The 24,144-nt window shown below is 55.1% G+C and carries 23 protein-coding genes; 17 read left to right on the top strand and 6 right to left on the bottom strand.

All coding sequences use genetic code 11. The features are described 5' to 3' along the window. Positions 1 to 41: 41 nt before the first annotated feature. The 10 genes from QX124_RS00645 to QX124_RS31815 all read left to right on the top strand — a co-directional run bounded on the left by QX124_RS00645 (position 42) and on the right by QX124_RS31815 (position 12,821). Positions 42 to 875: a WYL domain-containing protein gene (locus QX124_RS00645; RefSeq protein ID WP_315795723.1), complete on the top strand. Its 834-nt coding sequence runs from the start codon at positions 42 to 44 to the stop codon at positions 873 to 875. After that, positions 872 to 4,267 (top strand): DEAD/DEAH box helicase family protein, encoded by a 3,396-nt coding sequence (locus tag QX124_RS00640; protein WP_315795721.1) that lies wholly within the window; start codon positions 872 to 874, stop codon positions 4,265 to 4,267. The genes QX124_RS00645 and QX124_RS00640 overlap by 4 nt, the downstream gene beginning before the upstream one ends. Positions 4,268 to 4,269: 2 nt before the next feature. Continuing rightward, positions 4,270 to 5,790 carry a class I SAM-dependent DNA methyltransferase gene (locus QX124_RS00635; RefSeq protein WP_315795719.1) on the top strand — a complete coding sequence of 507 codons (1,521 nt, stop codon included), beginning with the start codon at positions 4,270 to 4,272 and terminating at the stop codon, positions 5,788 to 5,790. Then, positions 5,790 to 6,974, top strand: coding sequence for a restriction endonuclease subunit S (locus QX124_RS00630; protein ID WP_315795717.1), 1,185 nt, complete (start codon positions 5,790 to 5,792; stop codon positions 6,972 to 6,974). The genes QX124_RS00635 and QX124_RS00630 overlap by 1 nt, the downstream gene beginning before the upstream one ends. Positions 6,975 to 6,983: 9 nt before the next feature. Then, the gene (locus QX124_RS00625) at positions 6,984 to 8,681 is read left to right on the top strand and encodes an AAA family ATPase (protein ID WP_315796602.1); all 1,698 of its coding nucleotides are present in this window, start codon (positions 6,984 to 6,986) and stop codon (positions 8,679 to 8,681) included. Then, positions 8,681 to 9,604: a hypothetical protein gene (locus QX124_RS00620; RefSeq protein ID WP_315795715.1), complete on the top strand. Its 924-nt coding sequence runs from the start codon at positions 8,681 to 8,683 to the stop codon at positions 9,602 to 9,604. The genes QX124_RS00625 and QX124_RS00620 overlap by 1 nt, the downstream gene beginning before the upstream one ends. Positions 9,605 to 9,676: 72 nt before the next feature. Further along, entirely contained in the window at positions 9,677 to 10,141 is a 465-nt protein-coding gene (locus QX124_RS00615) for a hypothetical protein (protein ID WP_315795712.1), read from the top strand. A 72-nt stretch (positions 10,142 to 10,213) separates the two neighbouring features. Continuing rightward, complete coding sequence (locus QX124_RS31820; protein WP_409997643.1) at positions 10,214 to 11,092, top strand: HNH endonuclease; 879 nt, start codon at positions 10,214 to 10,216, stop codon at positions 11,090 to 11,092. Positions 11,093 to 11,344: 252 nt separating this feature from the next. Further along, positions 11,345 to 11,896 (top strand): hypothetical protein, encoded by a 552-nt coding sequence (locus QX124_RS00610; protein ID WP_315795710.1) that lies wholly within the window; start codon positions 11,345 to 11,347, stop codon positions 11,894 to 11,896. 217 nt (positions 11,897 to 12,113) lie between these two features. Next, the gene (locus QX124_RS31815) at positions 12,114 to 12,821 is read left to right on the top strand and encodes a DNA-3-methyladenine glycosylase (protein WP_409997642.1); all 708 of its coding nucleotides are present in this window, start codon (positions 12,114 to 12,116) and stop codon (positions 12,819 to 12,821) included. A gap of 86 nt (positions 12,822 to 12,907) precedes the next feature. On the opposite strand, the gene QX124_RS00605 is transcribed toward QX124_RS31815, so the two are convergent. Further along, a complete protein-coding gene (locus QX124_RS00605) occupies positions 12,908 to 13,714 on the bottom strand; it encodes a GIY-YIG nuclease family protein (protein WP_315795709.1) in 807 nt (268 codons plus the stop codon). Between the two features lie 321 nt (positions 13,715 to 14,035). Here QX124_RS00605 and QX124_RS00600 point away from each other — a divergent pair, with 321 nt between their 5' ends. After that, positions 14,036 to 14,278 (top strand): hypothetical protein, encoded by a 243-nt coding sequence (locus QX124_RS00600; RefSeq protein WP_315795707.1) that lies wholly within the window; start codon positions 14,036 to 14,038, stop codon positions 14,276 to 14,278. 261 nt (positions 14,279 to 14,539) lie between these two features. Here QX124_RS00600 and QX124_RS00595 read toward each other — a convergent pair whose 3' ends face one another. Both QX124_RS00595 and QX124_RS00590 read right to left on the bottom strand, forming a co-directional pair. Continuing rightward, positions 14,540 to 14,872, bottom strand: a complete 333-nt coding sequence (locus tag QX124_RS00595) for a hypothetical protein (RefSeq protein ID WP_315795704.1) — start codon at positions 14,870 to 14,872, stop codon at positions 14,540 to 14,542. Positions 14,873 to 14,941: 69 nt separating this feature from the next. Next, positions 14,942 to 16,882, bottom strand: a complete 1,941-nt coding sequence (locus QX124_RS00590) for a hypothetical protein (protein ID WP_315795703.1) — start codon at positions 16,880 to 16,882, stop codon at positions 14,942 to 14,944. Between the two features lie 290 nt (positions 16,883 to 17,172). Between QX124_RS00590 and QX124_RS00585 the strand changes: the two genes are divergently transcribed. The 4 genes from QX124_RS00585 to QX124_RS00570 all read left to right on the top strand — a co-directional run bounded on the left by QX124_RS00585 (position 17,173) and on the right by QX124_RS00570 (position 20,076). Beyond that, positions 17,173 to 17,748: a site-specific integrase gene (locus QX124_RS00585; RefSeq protein ID WP_315795701.1), complete on the top strand. Its 576-nt coding sequence runs from the start codon at positions 17,173 to 17,175 to the stop codon at positions 17,746 to 17,748. A gap of 98 nt (positions 17,749 to 17,846) precedes the next feature. Next, entirely contained in the window at positions 17,847 to 18,809 is a 963-nt protein-coding gene (locus QX124_RS00580) for a hypothetical protein (RefSeq protein WP_315795699.1), read from the top strand. A gap of 211 nt (positions 18,810 to 19,020) precedes the next feature. Next, positions 19,021 to 19,641, top strand: a complete 621-nt coding sequence (locus tag QX124_RS00575; protein ID WP_315795697.1) for a hypothetical protein — start codon at positions 19,021 to 19,023, stop codon at positions 19,639 to 19,641. Positions 19,642 to 19,752: 111 nt separating this feature from the next. Beyond that, entirely contained in the window at positions 19,753 to 20,076 is a 324-nt protein-coding gene (locus tag QX124_RS00570; protein WP_315795696.1) for a DUF3768 domain-containing protein, read from the top strand. A gap of 24 nt (positions 20,077 to 20,100) precedes the next feature. On the opposite strand, the gene QX124_RS00565 is transcribed toward QX124_RS00570, so the two are convergent. Continuing rightward, a complete protein-coding gene (locus tag QX124_RS00565; RefSeq protein ID WP_315795694.1) occupies positions 20,101 to 20,328 on the bottom strand; it encodes a helix-turn-helix transcriptional regulator in 228 nt (75 codons plus the stop codon). Between the two features lie 85 nt (positions 20,329 to 20,413). Between QX124_RS00565 and QX124_RS00560 the strand changes: the two genes are divergently transcribed. After that, positions 20,414 to 21,310 (top strand): hypothetical protein, encoded by an 897-nt coding sequence (locus tag QX124_RS00560; protein WP_315795692.1) that lies wholly within the window; start codon positions 20,414 to 20,416, stop codon positions 21,308 to 21,310. 103 nt (positions 21,311 to 21,413) lie between these two features. Beyond that, complete coding sequence (locus QX124_RS00555; protein ID WP_315795690.1) at positions 21,414 to 22,280, top strand: dienelactone hydrolase family protein; 867 nt, start codon at positions 21,414 to 21,416, stop codon at positions 22,278 to 22,280. Between the two features lie 135 nt (positions 22,281 to 22,415). Here the strand turns inward: QX124_RS00555 and QX124_RS00550 are convergent, their stop codons facing one another. Continuing rightward, positions 22,416 to 23,012 carry a hypothetical protein gene (locus QX124_RS00550; RefSeq protein ID WP_315795688.1) on the bottom strand — a complete coding sequence of 199 codons (597 nt, stop codon included), beginning with the start codon at positions 23,010 to 23,012 and terminating at the stop codon, positions 22,416 to 22,418. Between the two features lie 305 nt (positions 23,013 to 23,317). Beyond that, a complete protein-coding gene (locus QX124_RS00545) occupies positions 23,318 to 23,968 on the bottom strand; it encodes a hypothetical protein (RefSeq protein ID WP_315795686.1) in 651 nt (216 codons plus the stop codon). Between the last annotated feature and the right edge of the window lie 176 nt (positions 23,969 to 24,144).

Raw genomic sequence — 24,144 nt, 5'->3', positions numbered from 1 at the left:
GGGAGCTAATTCAGGCTATGCGCTGGGGAGTCGAAAAGCGCTTGGAATTCATTGAGTTTCGCCTCTTTTGGGAAGGCGGAATCAATCGCGCCGATATTATGGAGCAGTTTGGCGTGTCAGTGCCCCAAGCGTCCAAGGACCTCAGTCTTTACGAGGAGAAAGCGCCGGGGAATCTTCACTACGACAAGCAGCAAAAGCGGTATTTCGCTTCTCCCACCTTCAGGCCGTTTTTTTTGAAGCCCGAGGCAGACCGCTATCTGATGCAACTAGGGTCCGTGTCGAACCATGTGATTTCTGCAGACGAAACATGGCTCTCCAATATGCCAGAGACCGACGCGATGCCGGCTCCGTACAGGCGCGTCGATGTGAACGTCCTTCGCGCACTGTTGGCAGCCGTGAGGAAGAGCCGTGCAACTGAGATTCTCTATCAATCAATGAACCCGACACGGCCTGAGCCAACGTGGCGATGGATAACGCCTCACGCCTTCGGTCATGACGGCCTGCGTTGGCATGTTCGTGCCTATTGCCACATCGATTCAAAGTTCAAGGACTTCGTTCTGTCCCGATGCCTTGATATTCGCGGTGATGGTGAGGCTGGCGCTGCGGCCGAGGACGATGCTTTCTGGAATGAAACCTTTCCCGTCGTATTGTCTCCAAATCCGGCGCTCAGTGACAGTCAGCAATCTATTGTGGCGCAGGACTATGCCATGACCCGCGGCAGCGTGTCGGTCCCGGTGCGCAAAGCCCTTCTCTACTACTTTCAGAAACGGCTACGACTTGATGGGGCGGGCACCTTGGATAGACCACAAGAAACTCCGGTTGTTATTTCGAACCGCGAGGAATTTGCCCATGCCTTGGCGGAGGCGATGGCATGAAATCCGCGAACTTTGAAATTCTTCGCCCCCGGTGGCCCGAGCTCGCAGAGCTTGGCGGCTTTGCCGAAGCCTACGCGCATGCTGATCCGGCGAGCGCCATGGTAAAGCTGCGCCTGTTCGCGGAGAACCTAACAAAAGACATCTATCGCGACTTGCGGCTTCCCAAGCCCGACCAGCCGACGTTTGTCGATCTGCTCAAGAACGCTGCCTTTGCATCAGTTACGCCCAAAGTCGTTCTCGACAAGCTTCACGCCCTTCGCATCCACGGCAATAAGGCTGCTCATGGTGACGAGGCCAGGACGCCGAACGTGCTGTGGCTACTCAAGGAAGCGCACGATCTAGCTCGCTGGCTCCTTGTCCAGTATGGGAAGGCCAAGGCCAGCGACATTCCAGTCTTTAAGCAGCCGCAAGAACCCCAGGCGGCCGAGACGCGTGAGCGCCGCCAGGTGCTAGAGAGGCTCGCCGCGCAAGAAGCACAGATGGAAGTCTTGCTGCGTGAACTCGACTTGGCGCGGCAGGCGGTCACGGTCGCGGAAAAGAAAGCTGCGGAGCTGGAGGCGATTTCGGCGGAGGCGCAAGCGGCGGCTGACGCACTCGCCTTCGACGAAGCCACAACGCGCACGCGACTGATCGACAGCATGCTCGCGAGTGTCGGCTGGAACGTCGGGCCCGGACTGACCAGCACTGAGCAGGTCGGCAAGGAGGTCGAAGTCAAGCATCAGCCAACCGACTCCGGTATCGGCTTTGCCGACTATGTGCTCTGGGACGATAACGGCAACCCGCTCGCGGTCATCGAGGCAAAAAAGACTTCCGTCGAGCCCGAGCGTGGCCGCCACCAGGCGAAGCTCTACGCCGACGGCCTCGAAAAGGCTTTTAGCCATCGCCCAGTCATTTTCTACACGAATGGGTTTGACATTTGGATTTGGGATGATGCGCAGGGCTTCCCGCCGCGTCGTCTATTCGGATTCTACTCGAAGGACAGTCTGCAACATCTCGCCAACTACCAGCGCAAGGAACGCAAGCCTCTCGACACGGTCGAGCTCAACGAGCAAATCGTTGATCGCCTCTATCAGTTCGAGGCTATCAAGCGGGTGGCTGAGCGCTTTGAAGACAAGCACCGCAAGGCACTCATCGTGCAGGCAACGGGCACAGGTAAGACCCGCGTTGCAATCGCCCTCACCGATTTGCTGATCCGCGCAGGATGGGTCAAGCGCGTGCTGTTCCTTTGCGACCGGCGTGAGCTGCGTAAACAGGCCAAGAATGCCTTCAACGACTTTCTACCGGAGCCCATCCGGATCGTCACGTCGCGCGTGCGCTCCAACGCGAGCGAGCGCATCTTCCTGGCTACGTACCCGGCGATGCAAAAGGTCTTTCAATCATTTGACCCTGGATTTTTTGATCTCATCATCGCGGACGAATCCCACCGCTCGATATATAACGTTTACGGCGACATCTTCCGCCATTTCGACTGCCATCAGATCGGCCTGACCGCAACCCCCGTCGATTTCCTTACTAAAAGCACCTTCCGGCTCTTTGATTGCGAGGGCCAGTTGCCGACAGCGAATTACGATCTCGAACAGGCGGTCCAAGACGGCTATTTGACTCCCTTCGAGGTGTTTGAGCACACGACGCAGTTCCTGCGCGAGGGCATTAGGCTCGATATCTTGACCCGGGAACAGATCGAGGAGCTTGAGGAGCAGGGTGAAGACCCTGCCCAGTATGATTTTTCATCTGAGCAGGTCGATAAGGTTATTTACAATAAGGATACGAACCGCGCGATCCTGCGCAATCTAATGGAAAATGGTCTTCGCGATGCTACCGGCCAGTTGCCCGGCAAAAGCATCATTTTCGCTCGCAACCATGAGCATGCAATCTTGCTCGCCCAACTCTTTGACGAGATGTACCCTCAATATGGCGGCAAGTTCTGTCAGGTCATCGACAACTACGATCCGCGCGCAGAGCAGCTCATCGACGACTTCAAGGGCGAAGGTACGAACAACGAGCTGACTATCGCGATTTCCGTGGACATGTTGGATACCGGAATCGACATTCCGGAGATCCTCAATCTTGTCTTTGCGAAGCCGGTCAAATCGCCTGTCAAGTTCTGGCAGATGGTCGGGCGCGGAACGCGGCTGTGCAAGGACCTGTTCGGCACCGGTCAGCACAAGACGATCTTTCGCATATTCGATCACTGGGGGAATTTCGAGCGGTTCGAAGCGGGTTATCGCCCGGCTGAGCCTACTCAAAGCAAATCGCTCCTTCAGCTCGTCTTTGAGGAACGTCTGCTGCTCGCCCAAACCGCGCTCCAGAAAAGCGAGATTTCGGTCTTTGACATCGCCATCGATCTGATCGCCACCGACATCGAGGCGCTTCCCGAGGAATCAATCGCAGTGCGCGAAAAATGGAAGGACAAGCGAGCGCTCGCGCAGCCGGCCACATTGAAGACCTTTGCGCCGACGACCGTAGAAAGGCTGCGCCACGATATCGCGCCGCTGATGCAGTGGCGCAACATACGCGGCCGGGCGGATGCCTACGCGCTCGATCTGTTGATCGCCCGTATCCAGAACGCAGTCCTACGCAAATCACCGCAGGTTGCAGACCTGAAGATCGACCTGATGGACCGCCTTGCCGCATTGCAGATGCATCTCAATCCCGTGCGCGAGAAGGCCGAGGTCATCAAGCGTGTGAAGTCGGATGAATTCTGGAACGGCATCACCGTCCAGACCCTTGAGGAGGTGCGCGGGCCGCTCCGCGAGATCATGCACCATCGCCAGCGCGGAGGCGGCCAACTGCTCCCGCCAAAGATCATCGATGTCACTGAGGCAGCGTCGTCGATTCAGATCAGTCGCCGCTCGGCTAGTCTGAAGGCGGTGGACATGAGGGCTTATCACCAGATCGTCGAGGCAGAGCTGAAGAGGCATTTCGACACGAATTCAACGTTGAAGAAGATTCGCGCCGGCGAGCCAGTTTCGGAGACTGACCTCAACGCGCTCGTATCGCTCATCCTCACACAGAGCCCGAACGCGAGCCGTGATGTCCTGGCCGAATTTTTCAGCGCCACGGCGGAGCCCCTTCAATTTGCAATCCGCTCGATCATCGGGATGGACGCCAGTGCAATCCAAGCCAAGTTTGCCGAATTCGCGCGTAAGCACCCGACGTTGACCGCAAAGCAAACGCGCTTTCTCGCACTTCTTCAAAACCATATCGCTCGCTTCGGATCAATCACGATTGAGAAGCTCTACGAAGCCCCCTTCACGGTCGTCGATGCGGACGGTCTCGATGGCGTGTTCGAGGACGAGGCTGAAGTCAGCGACCTCCTCAACGTCATCCGGGCGTTTGGCCCGCCAGCCGGAGATGCAGCGGCAACCAACCCTAACGAAAGGTCCGAGTAAGCATGGTCACGGGTGAACTCAAAAGGCGCGTTGACGCGCTCTGGCTCGAATTTTGGCAGGGCGGCATTACTAACCCGCTAACGGTGATCGAGCAGATCACCTTCTTGATGTATGCGCGTCTGCTTGATATCAACGAGACGCGCGATGAAAACCGCGAGAAGCGAACGGGCAGATCGTTCCAACGCCGTTTCAAGGATGAAGAGCAAAGCCTGCGTTGGTCGCATTTCCGGCATCTGGGAGCCGAGAAGATGCTGCCCGTTGTGCGCGACCAGGTGTTCCCGCACTTTAAGACGACGGCCGCCAGCGGCACGGCATTCGCCGAGTTCATGAAGGACGCGCAGTTGATGATCCAGAAGCCGAGCCTTCTGGTCAAAGCCGTCAACATGATACACGAATTGCCTCTGACCGAGGGCGACACTAAGGGCGACCTGTATGAGTATCTCCTCAGCAAGCTGACTACGGCGGGCATCAACGGACAGTTTCGGACACCTCGCCACATCATCCGCCTAATGGTGGACATGTTGGAGCCGAAGCCGACTGAACTCGTCGGCGATCCCGCCTGCGGCACGGGCGGTTTCCTGGTCAGCGTGATGCAGTACCTGCTGGAGGCCTACACCTCGCCGCAAGGCCTTATCGAGGAAACTGATCCGGAGACGGGCGCGGTCGAGAAAATCCACACTGGTGATCTGCTCGAAGAGCACCGCGAGCACATCCGTAGTCGTATGTTTCATGGCTTTGATTTTGACGCAACGATGCTGCGCATCGCCGCCATGAACCTGATGCTGCACGGAGTTGACGATCCCGATATCCATTATCAAGACACGCTCAGCACGGGCTTCACCGATCGATTTCCGAAGGCAGCAACGGAGGGGTTCGACCTGATCCTCGCCAATCCGCCTTTCAAGGGCAGTCTTGATTTCGAGGATGTGCACTCCTCGCTATTGCGCCAGGTGAAGACGAAAAAGACTGAACTCCTGTTCGTCGCTCTAATCCTCCGCATGCTCAAGGATGGCGGCCGATCTGCCACGATCGTACCCGAAGGCGTTCTGTTCGGGTCGTCAACAGCTCACATGGCGCTGCGCAAGCTTCTGATAGACCAGAATCAGTTGGAGGCCGTGATTTCACTCCCGAGTGGAGTATTCAAGCCTTATGCCGGCGTGTCCACCGCGATTTTGGTATTCACCAAAGGTGGGCGCACAGATGACGTGTTTTTCTATGATATCGAGGCAGATGGCTTCTCGCTGGATGACAAGCGAGATCCGGTGGGGGCCAATGACCTGCCTGGATGTTTAGCGGCTTGGCGCAGCCGCAATCCCAACCGAGACGCAGATCGCACGGAGAAGGCCTTCTTTGTTCCTGCGCAAGAAATCCGTGCGACTAACTATGATCTGTCACTCAGCAGATACAAAGAGCGGGTGCTCGAAGTGCAGGCGTATGATGCGCCGAGGCTGATTCTGGAACGCATGAAAAAGCTCAATAGTGACATCGCGTCTGACCTGCTTGAGCTCGAAAGCCTACTCTAATGATTTTTCACGACTGCAAAATAGGCGATGTTTTTGATATCGTAAGGGGCGGCTCTCCCCGCCCAATCGATAAATTCATCACCGATGACCCTAACGGCTTCAATTGGATCATGATCGGAGACGCGGTCGAAGGTTCAAAATATATCCGCTCGACCAAGAAGAAAGTTCTCCCGTCAGCGCTTGCAAAAACACGTGTCGTCCAACCGGGTGACTTCCTACTGACCAACTCAATGAGTTTTGGCAGGCCTTACATCACGCAGGTAAAAGGCTGTATTCACGACGGCTGGCTCGCCTTGACGCCTAAAGATCCCCAGAGAACCGATCCGGACTTCTTTTACTATCTCTTGGGGTCGCCGTTGCTGAGGGAAGCGTTCGAAAAGCGGGCCGCGGGTGCGGTCGTCAAGAACCTCAATATCAATTTGGTTCGCGACATCGACATTCGAATCCCAGCCACCTTGGCCGAACAAAGCCGGATCGCGGCGATTCTTGATAGGGCCGACGGCATCCGCCGCAAACGCGAACAGGCCCTCACTCTGGCGGATGATTTCCTCGGATCGGTCTTTCTAGAGATGTTTGGAGATCCGTGCACGAATCCCAAGGGGCTTCCGACGAAGCCTCTAGCCGAGTGCTCGAAGTTCGTCTCAGGCGGCACACCGAGCAAAGCAAACGCCGCATTTTGGTCGGGCCAGTTTCCGTGGGTCTCACCGAAGGATATGAAAGTTGATACTATCGTGGACGCCGAGGATCATCTCTCGGAAACGGTCTTCGAGCAGACGAGCCTGAAGAAGATCGGGGCCAGAACGCCGCTCATTGTCGTGAGAGGCATGATACTTGTTCATACAGTTCCGATGGCAATTACCGCCCGTGAAGTGGCAATAAATCAAGACATGAAGGCCATCAATTTTGACCAAGGTATTGACCCGCTATTCGGCTTCTGGTGCCTAAAGGTTCAACATGAGGCAATCCTCGCTCGGGTTGAAACGGCGGCTCATGGCACCAAACGGCTAAACACCGATCGTTTGGGTGAGGTGCCCATCACGATTCCCGATGACGACGCTCAGCAGGATTTTTTGGCAGTCGTAAAGAAGTTTAATGCTGCCCGCGCCGCCATGACTGACGCTTCGCTAGAGGCTGCGATCATGTTCTCTGCGCTCTCTCAACGCGCATTTAGCGGTGAATTGTGAGGTGTGGCGATGCGCTTGTGTCGGATCGAGATCGAGAACTTCAAAGGCATTCGCGAACGCGAGCTCATCGAGCTGAGGCCCATCACCCTGCTTTTTGGACCGAACAGCGTCGGCAAGAGCACCATATTGCAAGCTTTGCATTATGTGCGGGAGATATTAGAGCGCGGCAACATTGATCCAGATGTCACGATTGCGGGGGGTCTCATAGATCTCGGCGGGTTTGCGACGCTCGTACATAATCACGAATTGCATCGCGCCGTCCGCCTCAAGGTTGCGATGGACTTGACGGATGAACAAGGGGCAGAGGAGCTAGCTCTCAATTCCGGCCTGTCGCTAGGAAAACCGGAATTCTCCGAACTTCCTGTTCGCTATCTAGTCGGCGAGAGCCAAGAATATCGCGACTATGCAATTGTTCAGGAGCTCGCGCTTGAGATCGAGATTCGCTGGAGCGAGCAGGACAGAACCCCCTATGTCGCACGGTTCGCCGTTGAACTCGACGGTGAGCCGTTTGCCGCGATCATAACACCGCCGCAGGCGGGCCGAGCTCAACTTACCGACTTCCATTTCGAGCATTCCTTGCTGAGGCGCGCTCTTCGGCCCGATGAGCGTGACGAGGAAGGCGGCAGTGAGCTGGCCGCCTCGTCTCCCCTTGAGGATGAGATATTTAGCCTTGCACGCGAAGCGGCAGCCGACCGCTCGACGCCGGACACACCTGACGACAAACTGCGCATAGCCGTGGAAACGGCCGGTGGCGCTCTGCCGAATCTCGATCGCGATCTCGTGCTCGCCATACGCGATCCTGATGTCAGGAAGGCAGAGCTCGAAGAGCGCACGCCGCGAGTGAACGGGTTGCGCGCCTTGCTTTCGGAAATGGTGCTCGGGCCCGCCCGCATCATTCGCGATTACCTCGGACAGATGACCTACATCGGGCCGCTGCGCGAAATCCCGACGCGCGGCTACCGACCGCAAGTGACGCCGGATGAGGCGCGGTGGGCGCAAGGACTTGCTGCTTGGGATTTACTTTATGCTGATCGAAAAGGCGACCTGATGGGGGAAGTGAATCGATGGCTGTCGGGCGAAACGCTGCTGCGCACCGGGTATCGTCTTGAGCGCGTCGAGTTCAAGGAAGTGCCGGTGCCTGGCGTCTTTCATCAGATATTTGAACGCGGCCTCAACGACGATGATATTGGCGATCTGCAAGAACTCTATCAGAGCCTACCAACTAGGACCGAGATAGCGCTCCGCGATTTCCAGAAAGGGATTTTGGTTGCGCCCAATGATGTTGGAGTTGGAATATCGCAGATGGTGCCAGTCGTGGTGGCGGCGCTACGCAAGAACGAGGACGTTCTAGCTATTGAACAACCGGAACTGCATATTCATCCGGCCATACAGGTGGGACTTGGTGACCTATTCATACGTGCCATACAACCCGACTTAGACAGCCTGCCCTTCGGCGGCAAGACTCTGCTTATTGAGACTCACAGCGAGCACATTTTGCTGCGGCTGCTACGTCGCATCAGGGAGAAAACTCATGATGAGCTACCGCCTACTGTAGCGGGACTTACGGCTGAGGAGCTATCGATCATCTATGTCGAGAGCGACGGACAGGGCGTTCGCTTCCGGCCGCTGCGTGTGGATGCCGAAGGAGAATTTCTCGATCAGTGGCCTAGCGGCTTTTTCGAGGAGCGGGCTGGAGAACTTTTTTGATGTTTTACGAATACGCGGTCGAACCCCAAGCAATCGCTGCTAGTTGGGCAAACTTCCGTTACATCATTGAAAAATTCGGTTTCGATCAGGGACGCTTGATCGCGGAGTTTCCGAAGCGATGGTTACGCGAGGTCTATGATGCAACCATCAGCCTGCCACCCGTGCAGAGAAAGCGCGTAGAGGAAGCCCTCAACCAGGCAAGAAAAAACAAACTCATTCGAACGGGCCGTCCCTATAATGAGAGCGTCGGCGATTGGCTCCAGAACGCTGTCGTGGAGCATCAACGCGTTCCCTTCAGGGCAATCATAGCCAACGCAAATCCTACCAATAACAGGGTTGTCCTGGCAGCCGCAGAGTTAGACGAATCTCACCCGCTAATGAATGTCCCGCACGACCAGGCCGTGCATAGAGATGCGAAATCCCTCGCGGCCGCGATGAAAGAGATATTGGAATTTAGTTCTCGTGTCGTGTTCATCGATCCATTTTTTGACCCATTCGATTCAAGATACCGGGCCACATTTCGTGAGTGTCTCGACATTGTCCGCTCGTTCAATCCCAACGCTGTTTGCGAGATACACTACCGATACCACAACGCTAAGCCTGCCAATGACGCAATTGAACGCGAAGCGCCTCACCTATTTCCCGGTACCTTTCCCAACGATTTGAGGGTGATCATCTTCTGCTGGCGGGAGAAGGCAGGGGGCGAAGACTTTCATGACCGGTACTTATTGACCGAAAGAGGCGGCATAGCGGTTGGAGCCGGCTTTTCGGCTGAAGGAGCTCACCAAACGACCGACATGCGTCTCATGAGCTATGAGCTTTCCCAGGAAAAGCTTAAAGCCTTCGCCCGAGGAACAACCTGTTACGAGCTGGTAGAACCAGTGATAAGAGTTGCTGGCAACGGTCAAGTCGAACGCATCTAGATGGGCAGACTGCAGTTCAAACAGTCCAACTGGTTTAGCTGCTCGGTTGAATGTCCGTAACGGAGGGCGCAAATGAAATCGGACGACCCGGAGCTCGAAAAGCGCCGTCAGGAGATGATTGACCGCGCACAAAAGATGGATGCGCTCACCCTCTCAATTCTGAAGACTCACCTACTCGCCGAAAAATGCATGGAGGATTACATACTCGCCAGTGGTTTCAAAAGGCGATGGCTCAACAAGCGTTTCTCCGACAAGATGAAAAAATGCAAGACCCTTGCGAAGGAAGAGGCCAAAGACCCGTTGTGGGATGTCCTGGAAGCAGCGAATGATCTGCGCAACACCGTCGCCCACACGCTGGAGATCGAGAAGATAAAGGACAAGATGGCGGCGCTGAAAGACAAGTATTTCGCTTGCCTCACCGAGAAGCAGGTCCATGGCCTGAAGGATCAGCCGGACGATTTCGTAGCCATGTCAGCCTGCTCTACGTGCGCAGGCTTCATCGCTACACTTCAATCCCGTGTTCCCCCGCCCGCCTAAGTCGAAGCGTTCCGCTCAGGCGCGATTCGAACGACCATTCTTTGCTTCATTGACAACTTTGTGAATACCCCCATGAAAACGAAACGGCGACATGATCGAAGGTGGCTGCTTGCAACTGCGAAAACCGTTGCCGAGCAGCTTAAGATGCAGAGTAAAGGAACCCGGCTTCGGATCCGTATCCCGCGCGGCACCTCTGGTACCAATACGGACGGTTGGAGTGCGGTCGTAGGCAATCTCGGTAGAGATCAACCGAAGTTAGAGATATGGCTAGACCGCTTTTCTGGATACCCCGACCGCAAACTATTTGCGTGCTTTCGTTCCGAGTCGCGGCAACAAATAATAGCAATCACCAAGCGCGTCTCACGAAAATTATGGCCAGTTCGCACAGTTACACCCGAAGATACAGAGAGAGCGGCGCACCTATTTCTTGCTGAGAGAATGCGGCGCTCAGAGTTTGGCACGCCATTTCTGGAGAAATATGAAGGAGGACGCACCTTTTACGGAATCTATGATCCGACGCGAGAGACCAGTGAGAGCGTGAATCTTCATTTTTGCGCGCGTGCTGTTTCTTTTTTCGAAGACGTGGCTCGGACGTTGCCGCATGCAAAAAGCATGGATGGGGAGCCTGACACCTACCCGCATTATGAGAATCGAAAGCGCGTCGCGTCCCACCTAAAACGAGAACGAAGTCGCTATTTAGCCACCGAGTGTAAGATTCGCGACAGCTATCGGTGCCGAGTATGCGGCTTTGAATTCGAGAAGGTATATGGCAGGCTTGGGAGCGGATTTGCGGAAGCGCATCATCGCGTTCCGCTTGGCCAATTACGCGACCAGGTAAGAACGAGAGTTGAGGATCTAATAACTGTTTGCGCGAATTGTCACCGAATGCTGCACCGGATGGCAGGACGGCGCGATGATGCAAACAAGCTTATGCGAGCAGTTGGGGGGTGACATGGGAGCACCCGAGCGGTCTGACTGGACGCGACTACTGATCATGCAATTGCCGCTTACGGCGGGGGAGGCATGCGAAGCGGTGAAGTCACCATTAGTCGCGAATGAACCACCTCAGAACGAGCTGGCGGCTTTGATTCCGCGCGGCTACATGCGCCCCCTGGCATTGAGACGCGGTACGCTCCGACTAGAAACAAAAGGGCGAGCTGCGTGACGACTAGCGGCGCAGAGCGCGAGCCGACTGACGCCGAGATGAACGAAGCGCAAGATTCTCTCGCGCGCTGGCAGACACCCGAAGAGTTTGACTCCAAAGTCAAGGCGTTCGAGTCGCTCGTTAAGTCGTCTACACTTTTCAACAAAGCAAATGCGGGCTTCTTATTAGACGCAATTCCTATTGCTGCGTTCGCCAAGCATCGCGCTGTGCAGTCGGTGCGGCTGGTCCTCCAACGGGAACGGCTGAACGACGGGCAGCTCCGAAGCGCGGATGAAACGATTGACATCGAAGTGACCGAAGTCATGGAGCCGGGCAGACGGCGCGGCGACGAATATCGCTCCGGAGCGACCCTGGCCATTCGCCATTTTGACCCACACCTCGGAAACACCATTGCAAATGAACTTGCGAATGGCATTAGGAAGAAGGCTGACAAAGGCTATCGAACAAAGCCGCTACTTTTGGTTTACCTGAACATTATGATTGGTGGACGTATTGGCAATGAAGTAGAAGTCGCGATTGAGAGACTCAGAACAGAGCACGCAAACACATTTCGAGAAATCTGCGTTCTGTGGGGTACAGAATGGCACTAGGCCGACTTCGCGACACCTGACCAGCGGCTGCACAACATCTTGCGTCAGTGACGCTCGACGCGGTAGTTGAATTGTTTCATGGGCTCCATTCCACCGGAATTGCGGCACTTCCCTATCACCACGCGCCGCAACGCACCGATTATCCGCCATCACATTGCAAATGGCGGCGGCGTCTGCTGCCTGACGCAGCCAATGCCGAAATCAAGGGAAAACAAATATGATCGGGGTTGATTGCCACTCGCTCGATTCACTCCAACCACTTCCCCAGGAATTCTTCAACTCCGATGTTGAGACAGTGGCAAGAGCGCTCATAGGCGCGTTCCTCTTTAACGCCGATGAGCATGGCAATGCAATTGGAGGCCGCATCGTCGAAACAGAGGCATATTGCCAAGGCGATCCCGCCGCGCACTGTTTCGATGACAGGCGCCCTCTCGGCAAACGATATCCGCGCAGATTCTTCGATTCTATGTACCTAACCGGAGGGCACGTGTACGTTTACAAGGACGGTCCAAAGCATTGCTATTTGAATCTCACGTGCGGGGAATTGGACTACGGTAGTGCTGTTCTGATCCGGGCAATTGAACCCTGCAAGGACAGCCTCGATACGATGAAGGATCGGCGGCTTAAGTTCGTTAAGAGCCTTTCTGATGCGGAGCTTGATCAAAAGCTCTGCTCTGGCCCGATTAGGCTTTCTCAGGCGCTCGGCATCGAGCCGCGGATGGACGGAGCACTTATTTCGAAGACTTCGCTCCGGCTATTTAGTAGCACCGAGTGCCCGCCAATTGCTTGCGGTCCCAGAGTGAACGTCAGGCGAGGAGCGGACATCATTCGACGATACGCGATGCAAGGTTCACCGTTTGTCAGCGAACGCGGAAACGAGCGATATCCACTTTCCAGAGGTCAATCTGGAGATTCAGCGGGATAGAGGCTCTGTAGCCGTGAGCCGGTCTGCGCACATCAAAGTTCCCCCGCTGGTGCCGGCTCGGATCTACCTCGACTGGCGAGTCATCGTCAATTTCGGTTTAGCCCGTGCTCTCCTCGTGAGAGAAGAATCCGTTTCCAGAACCCCTCTCGTTGAAAAACGATTTCATCAGACGTGAGATTCGGTCGATGTTCCAGGAGCGCGAAACGGAAGAACTTCCTGCAATATTCAAGAGTCGGATCGCTCACTAATTGTCGCAGTTCGGCGTTGCCACCATGGCCAGTGGCTGCATAGTTGCACCACCGTCCCCAAATTCCATCAATACTGTATGCTGAACCTACGTATCGCTTCCCGGTGTTACTATCTGAAATTAGGTAAACACCCTTCACGCTGCTCAGCGCCGCCTTCCAGTCGGGTCTATTGTTTCGAACTAATGTCTCCAGCTCATCGAAAGAAAGATCGATATTCTCAAATCCAGGAAATGCGCGGCCGGAGTAAGGTTCTCGAAGAATCTCCTCTACCTCCAAGGCGGAATAGTGGTTCTCGAAATTCACGCGTGTCGCACGTTCACGATAGGCCGAACGCAACTTAAGACGCCCGAGAAAGCTCGCACCCTCATCGGCCAGTTCGACAACGTAGCAATCCGAGAGGCGCTGGGTCACCCGAAACACACCTCCAAATAGCCAGATGTCTGGCTCGTGATAGAATTGAACTAGCGAGAAGATGGAGGGGCGATTGAACTCGTCGCGCGCAGGTCGATATTCCTGCCATCCTTGCCACTCCCGCCTATCTCGTGCCCAAACTTCAAGCGGCTGACTCTCACCGTTCCAGCGAGCGAAGTGGACCTTGTAATTTTCCGGGGCGGCAATCGGCCAGATGTCCGAGAGGCGGATCACGAGATCACCTATTCCTTTCACGATTCGTTGGCGCTGCGACTTGGATGCGAGATTTTCGGATGAGGCTGGTCTCATGTTCAAGCGAAAGGGTCTGGTTCAATTTGCTCCTCATGGAGCCCCATGACAGGAACGCCTTGGTGGCCAAGACTTAAATCATCTGCGTTTCTTACTGCTGGCCGTTTCGACACTTGCCGATTCCGCTAGTTGAATCAATATTGTCAGAATGGGCTGGAGAAATCCTATCTTTCAACGGCCACAGGTGACGGCAGAGTCGGCCCGCGGATGCATCGATGCGCCGGTTTGCTTTTCGGAACGGGAAGAATGGTAAAGCTCACAGTCTCCTACGGATATGACATTCACTCGATAGAGCTGGATGACGCTACCTATGCGGCAATCAAGTCAGGTCAAAAGGTAGCCCTCGACGGCCAAGGTTTCGTCCACGAAGAAGAAGGCAAGGTCTTGGATCATTGGGTTTTCAACAACACGCCCGGCGACATCTATTTTTGGCTCGATAGCGGCGCGGAGTTCCGGGCAAGAGATTCGTGGATTGAGGACGCTTCCTGACCTTCAATCAAGGCTCAATGTCATCTTCATTTGCGTAGCAACTATACAGTGGAGAGGTCTTGACGGTTAGCTCCGCTTGGTTTGCTGGCATCTCGGTAACAATTCACCATTATGGCTACAGTCGAGTTGACCTTCACTATGATGAGCTGATTGATTCCGGGTCGACGCCGCGAAACCAACCAACAGTTAAGCCATTCTTGTTGACATACTCTCTCAGCTCTTGACCTATAGCTGGCTCGATGTGCTGCAACGCGAAGCCAGTCAGTGCGTCACCTTCTTCAAAAGCTCCTCGCATTTACCACTTTCTGGATCCTTTTTTGCTGCCAGCTCTTGTTTGCAAATCTGGGAGCATTGGCCAAGCTCTATCAGAGCATCGACACCCCCAGCGACAGCACCCAAAATTGCACCACAAGCGGCTCCCACGGCCCCCGCTCTTGCTCCGCCAAGCGCACCTATTGCGGTTGCGGCCACCGCCTTGGCTTTAGCGGTCTCCAATTTTTGCCTGAGACACGCATGGCAATCATCTTGTCCAAGAACAACACTCGGCGAGCCAATAACCAGCATAAAGACGGAGGCTGCAATTAACTGACGCATGAGCCACTCCACGAAATCAAACTCTGGCCAACTGTCGGGATCGGCAAGATGGTTCGCGTCTTCAACATCCTAGAATTTCCAGTTAAGAGGATTCAGATCCCTAACCGTCTTGTTTGGGACCGACTCACTGCTTCCTGGAAATGGCTTGTTAACAAAAGATTCTCGACTTCCTGTGAGCTGGCTGGGGTTATTGATCACAGAATTTGGGCCGCCCGTAAGATCACCGATTGCCTTAACTGCTTTCACTACTTCATTGTTCGGACCGGGCCCTTGTGTCAAATCCTTGAATGCATTGTTCAGAGATATCACAACCGTGTTGTTTGGGCCGAAGCAGTCTTTTCCAACCTGTCCGGTAAAACACTTGGTAAGCTCTCTCACGGTCAATCGACCCGCAGTACAGCCAGCAAATCCAACGGGATTGCCGCCCGTCTGCACGGCACATTCAGCGGCGATCCTCCACTCTTCATTTATGGTTGGGCCTGCAGCACACAGTGCGAAGGACGTCATTCCTTGGCTATTGCTTGCGCAAGATACCATTCGCGCAGCATCGGGTGGCAGAACCGCACTCGCCGCGCAACCTGCCAGTTGACCCTTGTCGCTTCCAGCGCGCGCAACGCAAGCGACGTTCTGACGCGTCCTGTCGTCCATGATGCCATCGGTACAGTTCAGGATCACAGAACTCGCGTCTCGCCCGGTTGCGATACAACCATATACGCGCTGAGCGACACGAACCTCGGGCTTATCTCCAAGGAGGCACAGCGCCGCAGCGTTTCGGTCCGGATTCTTGATACACCCAGCAATCCGCGGCGCATCTCCGCCGACCTGAGCCGCGACGCAGTCGAAGCCGCGCGAGGGATCAGAACTTGCTAGACAATCGATAGTTCGCTTCGCGTCTCCCAATCTTGGATTGAGTGCAGCGAGGCATCCGTCCATCTTCGAGTTCGGCGTACGAACGCACGCTACAAGCTTCTGAGACTCTCCACCCAGGAACGGTGCGGCGCATGAAGTCAACTCATCCGTCGCAGATGGGTAACGCTTGACACACTCGCTTATCTGAGTAGCTCGTGGAAGCTCCAAGTTCAGAGGTGTGGCGCACGCAAGTTTATCAGCCGTGCTTCTTGCACTCGCAAAGCACATCATTTTTTGAGCAGCAGGTCCCGCCAAATCTGCGCCGCACGATAGTGGTGAAGAATGATTTTCTACAAGGCAGCCAACTAGCTTGCGAGATTTGGCCATATCGGGAGACAGTTGATCAAGACAAGAGGCGGCGGCCGACGGCGACCGATTGTTGGCTAGACACTGCGCCAAAACCACTTCCTTCGGTGTAAGACTCGCGGCAAGACAATCCCGGGCCGTTTGTGCCTGCTGAGCGGATTGTATACACTGCTGTATCTTTTCCGCCTTTGCTTTTACATCGGCATTCGCTGCGCAATTCAACAACTTTTGCGGAGATGGCTTATCGCTTCCGATGCATGCAAGTACTGGCACGAGAGCCGGGTTGTTTGTCGTCTTAGCAAAGCACGTGGCCCGATCCAGTTCGTGCGGTTTTTCAAAACAATCTCGAAGTCCACTCAACGCTGGTGAAGGGAATGTGGTCGCGACGCATCGCAAGAAATCGTCCTCGGTTTTGGAGGATTTCTTGCAATCATTTATCTTCTTTGCATCCGGAATTGGAGGAATGTCCGACGGGCGGAGGACCAATTGGCTTGCCCTGTTCAGATTTTCGGCCTTAAGCGCGACATCCAATGATGTGCGCCCTTCAATCGTATCAGGATAGACGGCACAGTCAGTCTCAAGCGCACAGCGCAATAAGATTCGCGGAGTAACCCAGACGTTTGCGCAATCGCGCATCTTTTGTATCGAAACCTGCGCGCCACCCTTCGCTAATTCGTTGTAGCAACTAATCACCTTTTTACTGACGGCAGAATCTGGTGCCGCAGCGGAGCTCGTTCCTACCGACCCAACAGCGAGCAAAATGCCGAAAATCCAAGAAAAGAAGCGACCCAGCATGGCTGTCTCCTCCTCAAATGATTGATTGTATGGTGATTATTCTGTATCTTCCGCGGGAATTGCGCAAGGGTTGTAATGCTGCTCTCGTGAAGCTTACACGACCGCCTGAAAGATTTGAATAAGACAGAGCAACTGAAATGAGTACGAACGATTCAGCACGCCCATCGAAGTAGCCCGAAAGCGATGGCGACTGGCAGTTCTCTGCTAGGATTGGCTCCGAGAAATCATGCTTGCACAGCGGTGCCTTATAGATAGAATCGATTTGCTGTTAAATTTCAAAGCGACTTTTTATGCCGGGCAAGCAGGCGAAAATTCTGGCTGCTGACCAGATCGACAACCTCCTACTGTTTGCCGATACGACGCGGTATCCGCTTCGAGACCGCGTAATCGTTTTGCTCTCTGTGAAAGCCGGCCTGCGAGCCGCCGAGATTGCGAACCTCACGTGGGAGATGGTTCTCGATCCGAATGGTGCCATCAGCAAAGCATTAGAGCTGAGAGACCACGCAGCAAAGAAGCGGCACGGGCGAATAATCCCTCTCCATACCGATCTTCGTGAGGCACTTTCAGCACTTCAAGGCACATCCGAGCCATCACGACCTGTCGTGCTTTCGGAGCGTGGCCGTAAGATGAAGGCGCGCAGCATCGTCATCTGGTTTAGCCGCGCTTATCGCGCGGTCAATCTTGATGGCTGCTCCTCACATTCAGGTCGCCGAACATTCATTACGCGGGCGGCTAGACTCGTGCATAAAGCCGGCGGATCCTTGCGCGATGTTCAGTTGCTCGCCGGGCATCGGTCGATCCAGACCACGCAACGGTACATCGACGGCGACAGTGACGCCCAGCGGAGGTTGGTATCGCTGATTTAGGTCCCCGCTCGACTAACCTAGGACCGCCCCGAGCGAAGGCGACGGAGCTGGCTGCTCCGTGTATTGGGCTTTTCGAACCATACAAGCACGCCGACACGTTGATCCGCGCCGTGTGTTCCTTTGCCGGGTCACTGTCCTTACTCGATGAGATCGATGACGAGTTTCGCCACGCGGGCCTCGATCAAGCTGTCGCGTCGAGCGATACGCCGCCTATTTTTGATTGGCTCCTGACGGCGTTCAGCTTTCAAGGCGTCTCAGACCGTGCGGCCCGGAGCTACATGGAGAAGCATGGGAGCGCATCCTGGGCCAAAATGGAGGCCAAACTCCAAGCTTGCCCCTCCTGCCCAAAGCTCCGAACCTACTGGGATTACGAGGGCTGCCGGTACGACAAGGGCAGCTTTACTTGCGCCGAGCCCGATCATATCGACGCCTGTCCAGTACCTCGTGAACAGCTCCGCAATGGAAGGCTGAATCAGACCGCGGCCTCATTCTTCCTGTTCGTCAGAGACATCGCTGGGGGCGACCTCATCGGCTGGATCGATAGCCAATTGGAAACCGTCACAGGCACATCTGACGCCGATCTGGAGGCGGCCACACAGGAAGCCTTGATCGGCCCCCTCCGAGAGGTTTTCGGCGTGGCCGACAAGGTCCTGACCAATGCGCTCTCCTGGCTTATGATAGGCGCACGCAACCACCGGCCCGTTTGGTTCGAGACCGGAAGTGCCATGGTCGTCATAGACACCTTGGTCCACAATTTCTTGCACCGCACCGGCATTTTGGAAAGCTGCGGAATTCCCCATCGGTACGGCCCGGCATGCTACGCCGAGCGCGGCTGTGCCGAGATCATCCGCCGTGCCGCGGAGCGAATTGATGCCCGCTCCTTCAATCCGAGCTTTCCAGAGTTTTTCCCGCGTTTTGTCCAGCACGCCATCTGGCGCTATTGCGCCGCGGACGGTCTCGACCTGTGCAACGGCAACCGAATTGACGACCGCGCATCGTGCCAAATCAGCTACTGCCACATTTTCCGAATTTGCGGCCGAAAACGACTAAAAAGCCAATAAAAACAATTTCTTGCATCATTTTTGAGTGCTTGTTTTCGATCAAGATTTAGCATATACTGTAATCGCAAGGTTAGATAACGACTTTGTACATTTTAGACTTGTGGAGTACTTCAGGGATACTTTTGCCCCGCCTTCGGGTCTGAAATGGCCGTTCCACCCGCGGATTGAGGGAGCCCTTGTGGCTCCCTTTCGCATTTCTAGGAGCTGCTCAATGGGCAAGAAAACTGGGAAGACCGAACCGGCAAAGGTTGATCCGGTCTACGTTCTAGGTCTCGACGCTAACGGTAAGCCGCGCGGCGCTCGGTTCGCCGAGCTGAAGGACAGCATCGTGTCCGCGGCCATGGACATGAAGTGCCGCGTATTGATCGACCAACCGGCACCAGTGTCGGCCCTGGGTATGAAGCTGCCGGTGGGACGAGTTTACGGCGGCGGCAAGGTCGTAAGGCTGTTCGTTCCGAATATCAGGCGCGAACTCTACGACAAGGTGCTCGAAGCGGCGGGGCCGCTTGCAGACGGAGAGCCTGCCGCCGAAAAAAACGATGTTCGGGGTCAGGCTCCCGAGGACCTTCAGGCAAAAAGCGAAGCTGATGCTGCCCCGGACGACGTGAGGTGCATCTCGCCGGTGACGTCCGGCTTACCGCGCAGTTGGGAAGAAATAGCCGTCGGCCACATGGTTCTGGCCCATGAGTCGCCCGATGATGGGTGGTGGGAAGCCGTGGTTATAGCGAGGGACGCAGAAATTCTGACCTTGCGATATCGCGACGCACCCAAGCTGCCGAAGTTCATCAGGCACATAAACACGGTCGCGTTGGTCAACCCCGGCCTCGCCTGATTCTACCCGCCCTCCATCCCAAATTGGCTCGGACTGCGGCCCGGGCCAAGCCCCTATCCACGCGCCGGACAGATTCCGGCATTCCCCCCAACATCACCGGAGAAAGCAACCATGTCGGTTGAACGGATTCGTGCGCTCAATGATCAGCTTCGGACGACTCTCACGGGCGGCAAGGCGTTCATGACGCCTGGCATTGCCGCGCTCGGACCAGAGGCCGTTCAGCGTCTAGTGACGGCTATAGCGATGTTTGACGACTTCTGTGTTGCCAACGATCCGCACGGCGAGCACGATTTCGGCATGTTCGAGTTTGAGGGCTCGTCCATTATCTTCAAGATCGAATATCTCGATGCGAGTTTCGAGTTCGGTTCACCCGACCCAGCCGATCCCACCGTCACCCAGCGAGTGATCACACTCATGTTGGCCGACGAATATTAGCCGGCCGCCGGGTCAACACCACCGCTAGTCAGAAAGAAGTTTCGCCAAAGGCACCGAGAGCGCCTCAGCGATACGGGCCATAACCAATAAGCTAGGGTTGCGTTTGCCTCGCTCAATCCCGCCCATATAGGTCAAGTCGATCCCGGCTTCGAACGCCAACTTCTCCTGTGTCATCCGTCGTTGCTGACGGATTTTCCGAACATTCCTCCCCAACACTGCGCGCCAATCCTGCATTGCAGGATCGAGCACCATCGGGCATATAGTCTCTAGGGACTATAATCCCTATTCGGATCAACCTATACGGGCGCGCCAACGGAATCATCGAAAGGATCGAATAATGTCGAGCGCCGAAAGCTCTAACCGCCAAAGCCTTCTTCAACGTGTTCCTACCCCTCTATTTCTTGTTATTGCTCTGTTCCTCCTTTTTGCTGGCACCTCCCTGTCCTTCTTTGCGGGCGCAATCGTGTGCGTTATCGCAGGCGTGGATAATTCCGACTTGCAGGCCCGTATAGGTGTGGCCGCTCTGCTCATCGGCTTTGTTGGCTCAATCTATCTGCTCATCAGAGCAAGGCGCTCTCCACGTTCGCAGCCGCAGCAATCGCGAACCGTTGCAACCGCTCCCCCGCCTTTGCCGATTATCCACGCGGTGCAAGACGACAGCCGCCGACGCAACAAGTCCGCCGAGGGCGATGAGCATGAGGCGACGGCCGAACAAGATATTGAACACGTCGAGGACGAAGTTGATCAGATGCCCATTGAGTCTAATCGAATAATCGATTGGGTGAAGGTCTTCACCACCCCTGTCTTGATCGCCTTCAATGCGGCCATCGTCTTTGTCGTTCTCGCCGAGACGCTTTCGCCGACGTTTGGGATGGTCGGATTTGCTGTCGTACCGATAGCTCTTGTTTCTGCTTTAACGTCCCATCTCATGGGTACCCACTTTAACGTCTCCGGTGACCGGCTCTCTTACCCCTATTTTGCGTGGCGGCTAGGATTGCCGTTGTCCGGTATTCACGACGCCAACGCGCAGACCATTAACAAGCGCGGAGTCGATGTTCTGGCGAGCTTGGGCGAAACGAATCCAAAATACAAAACCGTGCACCACTATCATGTGAACCTGTCAGGCGATTTTGGTGCACGGCGCTTGATGTTCCGCTCCAAATTCAAACGCGATCAATTCCTGAGCATTCTGCGAACGATCCGGCCTGACGTGCGGATCACGCGATGGTCCTAACGCGTGAAGTAATTTCCACGCCGAGTATTTGACGGGCAGACGATCAGGTTCAGCAACCATGAGACAGGGGTTCAATTTTCCAATGAAGCAGGTTGTTTTCTCAATGGTCACCATCATCGTCCTATTCTTCGGCCCGGCGAACGCCGAGATGGTCAAGATTCCCTGGCATACCTCAACGCAATCGTCGCCATGGATTCCCGGCAACGAATACATAGACGGCTGGTCAAAGAACTTTATGAATGGGACCGTCGAAGAAAACGGAAAGGTGAAAGTCGGCGGCGAATTGCAAGCCGAGATGATCCGGCCGCACGGCACCAAAGGTCCCATCCCGTTCGTGCTAATGCTGCACGGTTGCTCCGGAGCTCGTGAATGGAATTTCGCAAGCGACTATGGCGAAAAACTAGTCCGAGCAGGTTATGGTATCTTGGTGCTCGACAGCTTTGCTACCCGAGGTCTAGGGCCGGACGGCGTTTGCTCAGATCCAAGCCAATTGAATTGGGCGCGGCGTCGGGCCGATGATGCCTATGCCGCACTAGATTGGCTGATCGACCAAAAGATCGCTGATTCCAAGCACGTCTATGTCGTTGGTCGCAGCAACGGGGCCACCACGACGCTAATCATCATGAACCGCGTCATCGGCGATCTGCACGAGCATATGTTCGCCGGAGGCTTCGCCATGCAACCCTCATGCTATCTGATGAAGAACGTCGAGTTCTATGCTCCGGTTCATCTCTTCCTTGCCGAGAAGGATGAGGCCACCAGTCCGGCCCTCTGCGGCCAAATGGCCGAGAGCAAGCGCGCGATTCCTGTTCAGGTCACACTCTGGAAGAGAGCCTACCATGCTTTTGAAGATCATTATTCCGTCCACATTTTTCACGGCTACCATATCGGCCACAATGCAGCAGCGGCCCAAGGCACAATCAAAGCCATCATCGCGGATCTGAACGCCGCTCGGAAAGCTACGAGGTAATCCAACAGCAGTAGCACGTCATTAGCACGAAAGCAGCCTAGTTGCCGGTAGCCGCAACGTAGGCTTATCGCTCCCGAGTCAATAAGCGGGCGTACAGAACGTTGCCCGCTTATCTCCCCACATTCTGGCTCGCGGCTAGTTCAAGACCAGAATCGTGTCTTCGTCCAACCTGCCGTGCTTGAACGCCTTCAAAGTATAATCGGCCATGGTCCCGTAGCTGACCGGCGTAACGTGGATCCGCGCGAGCCGATCATTTAGATAGAACTCGCTTCGGTCGCGGAAATGCTGATCGAGAGGCACCTTCAAGCGCGATTGAAGACCCCACAATCTATTCTGAATCCCACTCGGTAAGATCGCCGGGCTTGGATGAGGTAACAAAGCGACGACGTTGAAGTGTAGACCGTCATTGGCGACAGCACGACGGTTCGGTTCGCCTCGATTCCACTTGAACACTGGTAGATCAGGCCCCCCAACGAAGATCGGCCGGAGGTGAACCCAGTTACGATGGTTCGGACGATGGATCATGTGCTTGGCGAGAGTCCAATGCACGCGCTCCACTTCTTGCCGCATAGTATCCATGTGGTTCTGACGTGACCCTGACAATCGGTTGAACATGAAGTTCACAAAGTATCCTTCGCGCCCCTCGTTCATCTTTTCAGCTATCAGGCTTGAATATGCCTCCACAATGGCTTCTCTACAATGAAAGCCATAAGCAGGTTGATGTTGTGTCATCGTTGGTCCGTTTATGTTGTGATTTGAATTATCTATTCAGACATGACTAGCCATATGAAGAGGGTGAATTCTCCATGTTGAAGTACCGCGCATCGGGACAACCACTGAGCGCGTCGGCTATGTGTTCTGAATTAGCTATTTTACAAGATGGGAGATGGTTGAGCGGGATCGGACGATGGCCGCCTCGCACCGTCTCTTAAAGAGACGGAAGACGGCGAAGCCGCCCAAGAAAAAAGCCCCCGACCTCGTGAGCCGGGGGCTTCCGTTTTCTCTCTGTAGAGAGGCGGAGCATCGTCCTCCTAGCATTAATCATCCCAATCGCTGGCATCTCCAAGGCTATTCGCAGCCATAACGCGTCTCACCTGAAGATCACCGTCATCCTTGCTTACCCGCGAAACTAGCATCGTGAGCTTGGTGCCCAATTTCTGGTCCAAGAGCTGGTCGCGTTCGGACATCCTCATCCGAAGAGGGAGAATGACCTCCTTGTCGTTGCGAGCCTTCTCGCGTTTGGAAGCTTTGCCAGCATCCGCCAGCGCCTCCCTTTTCTTTTTGCACCACGCAGAATAGAGCTTCTCCAACCCCTCCTTTTTGACAGTAATGGCAGTGTCCTTCACCGCCACGCCACGTTCACGCAGGTACTCGAGGACTCCAGCTCGCTTTGATGCCAGTTTCCTGGCCTTTCGTGATGAAGCACCCGTAGCCTTAGCTACAACTTCAAGAGGCCAATTGATGGCGGCTGATTTTTTGCGCCTGTTCCTCGCCTTTTTCACTGCGCTGACGAACTGCGACCGCAGTGTCTTGTCATCCGAGAATTTTACAATGATCCGTTGTGCCGTCTGCAGAGAACTCCGGAGCAGAGCACGATGTCCCTTGCTAGAGTTCCTAAGGTTACTTCCGCTGCGTTCAAGCTCCTCCAAAAGAGTCTTGATCGTATAGTTTGGTTCCGGCTTCTTCATTCGATTTTCCAGATTGATGATGTGCCAACTTCTGTGGCAATGGTCGATTGCCGCCGTTGGCGGATGAGCACCACACAGGCGAGAACACGAGGCGGCGACTGAGCGCTTCCACTTCTCTCAGTTGCCGGAACCACGACGAGAGGCACATAGGATGCTCTCAGACGAACTGCCCTTTG

Origin of the sequence: Bradyrhizobium sp. SZCCHNRI3043 (assembly GCF_032377735.1) — a bacterium.
Taxonomy (GTDB): domain Bacteria; phylum Pseudomonadota; class Alphaproteobacteria; order Rhizobiales; family Xanthobacteraceae; genus Bradyrhizobium.
The sequence above is the reverse complement of the archived record's forward strand: the minus strand, read 5'-3'. Positions and strand labels throughout refer to the sequence as shown.

Excerpts from the sequence above, each read along its gene's own strand:
- QX124_RS00640 (WP_315795721.1), top strand. The coding sequence starts at position 872 with ATGAAATCCGCGAACTTTGAAATTCTTCGCCCCCGGTGGCCCGAGCTC.
- QX124_RS00635 (WP_315795719.1), top strand. The coding sequence starts at position 4,270 with ATGGTCACGGGTGAACTCAAAAGGCGCGTTGACGCGCTCTGGCTCGAA.
- QX124_RS00630 (WP_315795717.1), top strand. The coding sequence starts at position 5,790 with ATGATTTTTCACGACTGCAAAATAGGCGATGTTTTTGATATCGTAAGG.
- QX124_RS00625 (WP_315796602.1), top strand. The coding sequence starts at position 6,984 with ATGCGCTTGTGTCGGATCGAGATCGAGAACTTCAAAGGCATTCGCGAA.
- QX124_RS00620 (WP_315795715.1), top strand. The coding sequence starts at position 8,681 with ATGTTTTACGAATACGCGGTCGAACCCCAAGCAATCGCTGCTAGTTGG.
- QX124_RS00615 (WP_315795712.1), top strand. The coding sequence starts at position 9,677 with ATGAAATCGGACGACCCGGAGCTCGAAAAGCGCCGTCAGGAGATGATT.
- QX124_RS31820 (WP_409997643.1), top strand. The coding sequence starts at position 10,214 with ATGAAAACGAAACGGCGACATGATCGAAGGTGGCTGCTTGCAACTGCG.
- QX124_RS00610 (WP_315795710.1), top strand. The coding sequence starts at position 11,345 with ATGAACGAAGCGCAAGATTCTCTCGCGCGCTGGCAGACACCCGAAGAG.
- QX124_RS31815 (WP_409997642.1), top strand. The coding sequence starts at position 12,114 with ATGATCGGGGTTGATTGCCACTCGCTCGATTCACTCCAACCACTTCCC.
- QX124_RS00600 (WP_315795707.1), top strand. The coding sequence starts at position 14,036 with ATGGTAAAGCTCACAGTCTCCTACGGATATGACATTCACTCGATAGAG.
- QX124_RS00595 (WP_315795704.1), bottom strand. The coding sequence starts at position 14,872 with ATGCGTCAGTTAATTGCAGCCTCCGTCTTTATGCTGGTTATTGGCTCG.
- QX124_RS00590 (WP_315795703.1), bottom strand. The coding sequence starts at position 16,882 with ATGCTGGGTCGCTTCTTTTCTTGGATTTTCGGCATTTTGCTCGCTGTT.
- QX124_RS00585 (WP_315795701.1), top strand. The coding sequence starts at position 17,173 with ATGCCGGGCAAGCAGGCGAAAATTCTGGCTGCTGACCAGATCGACAAC.
- QX124_RS00575 (WP_315795697.1), top strand. The coding sequence starts at position 19,021 with ATGGGCAAGAAAACTGGGAAGACCGAACCGGCAAAGGTTGATCCGGTC.
- QX124_RS00570 (WP_315795696.1), top strand. The coding sequence starts at position 19,753 with ATGTCGGTTGAACGGATTCGTGCGCTCAATGATCAGCTTCGGACGACT.
- QX124_RS00565 (WP_315795694.1), bottom strand. The coding sequence starts at position 20,328 with ATGGTGCTCGATCCTGCAATGCAGGATTGGCGCGCAGTGTTGGGGAGG.
- QX124_RS00560 (WP_315795692.1), top strand. The coding sequence starts at position 20,414 with ATGTCGAGCGCCGAAAGCTCTAACCGCCAAAGCCTTCTTCAACGTGTT.
- QX124_RS00555 (WP_315795690.1), top strand. The coding sequence starts at position 21,414 with ATGGTCACCATCATCGTCCTATTCTTCGGCCCGGCGAACGCCGAGATG.
- QX124_RS00550 (WP_315795688.1), bottom strand. The coding sequence starts at position 23,012 with ATGACACAACATCAACCTGCTTATGGCTTTCATTGTAGAGAAGCCATT.
- QX124_RS00545 (WP_315795686.1), bottom strand. The coding sequence starts at position 23,968 with ATGAAGAAGCCGGAACCAAACTATACGATCAAGACTCTTTTGGAGGAG.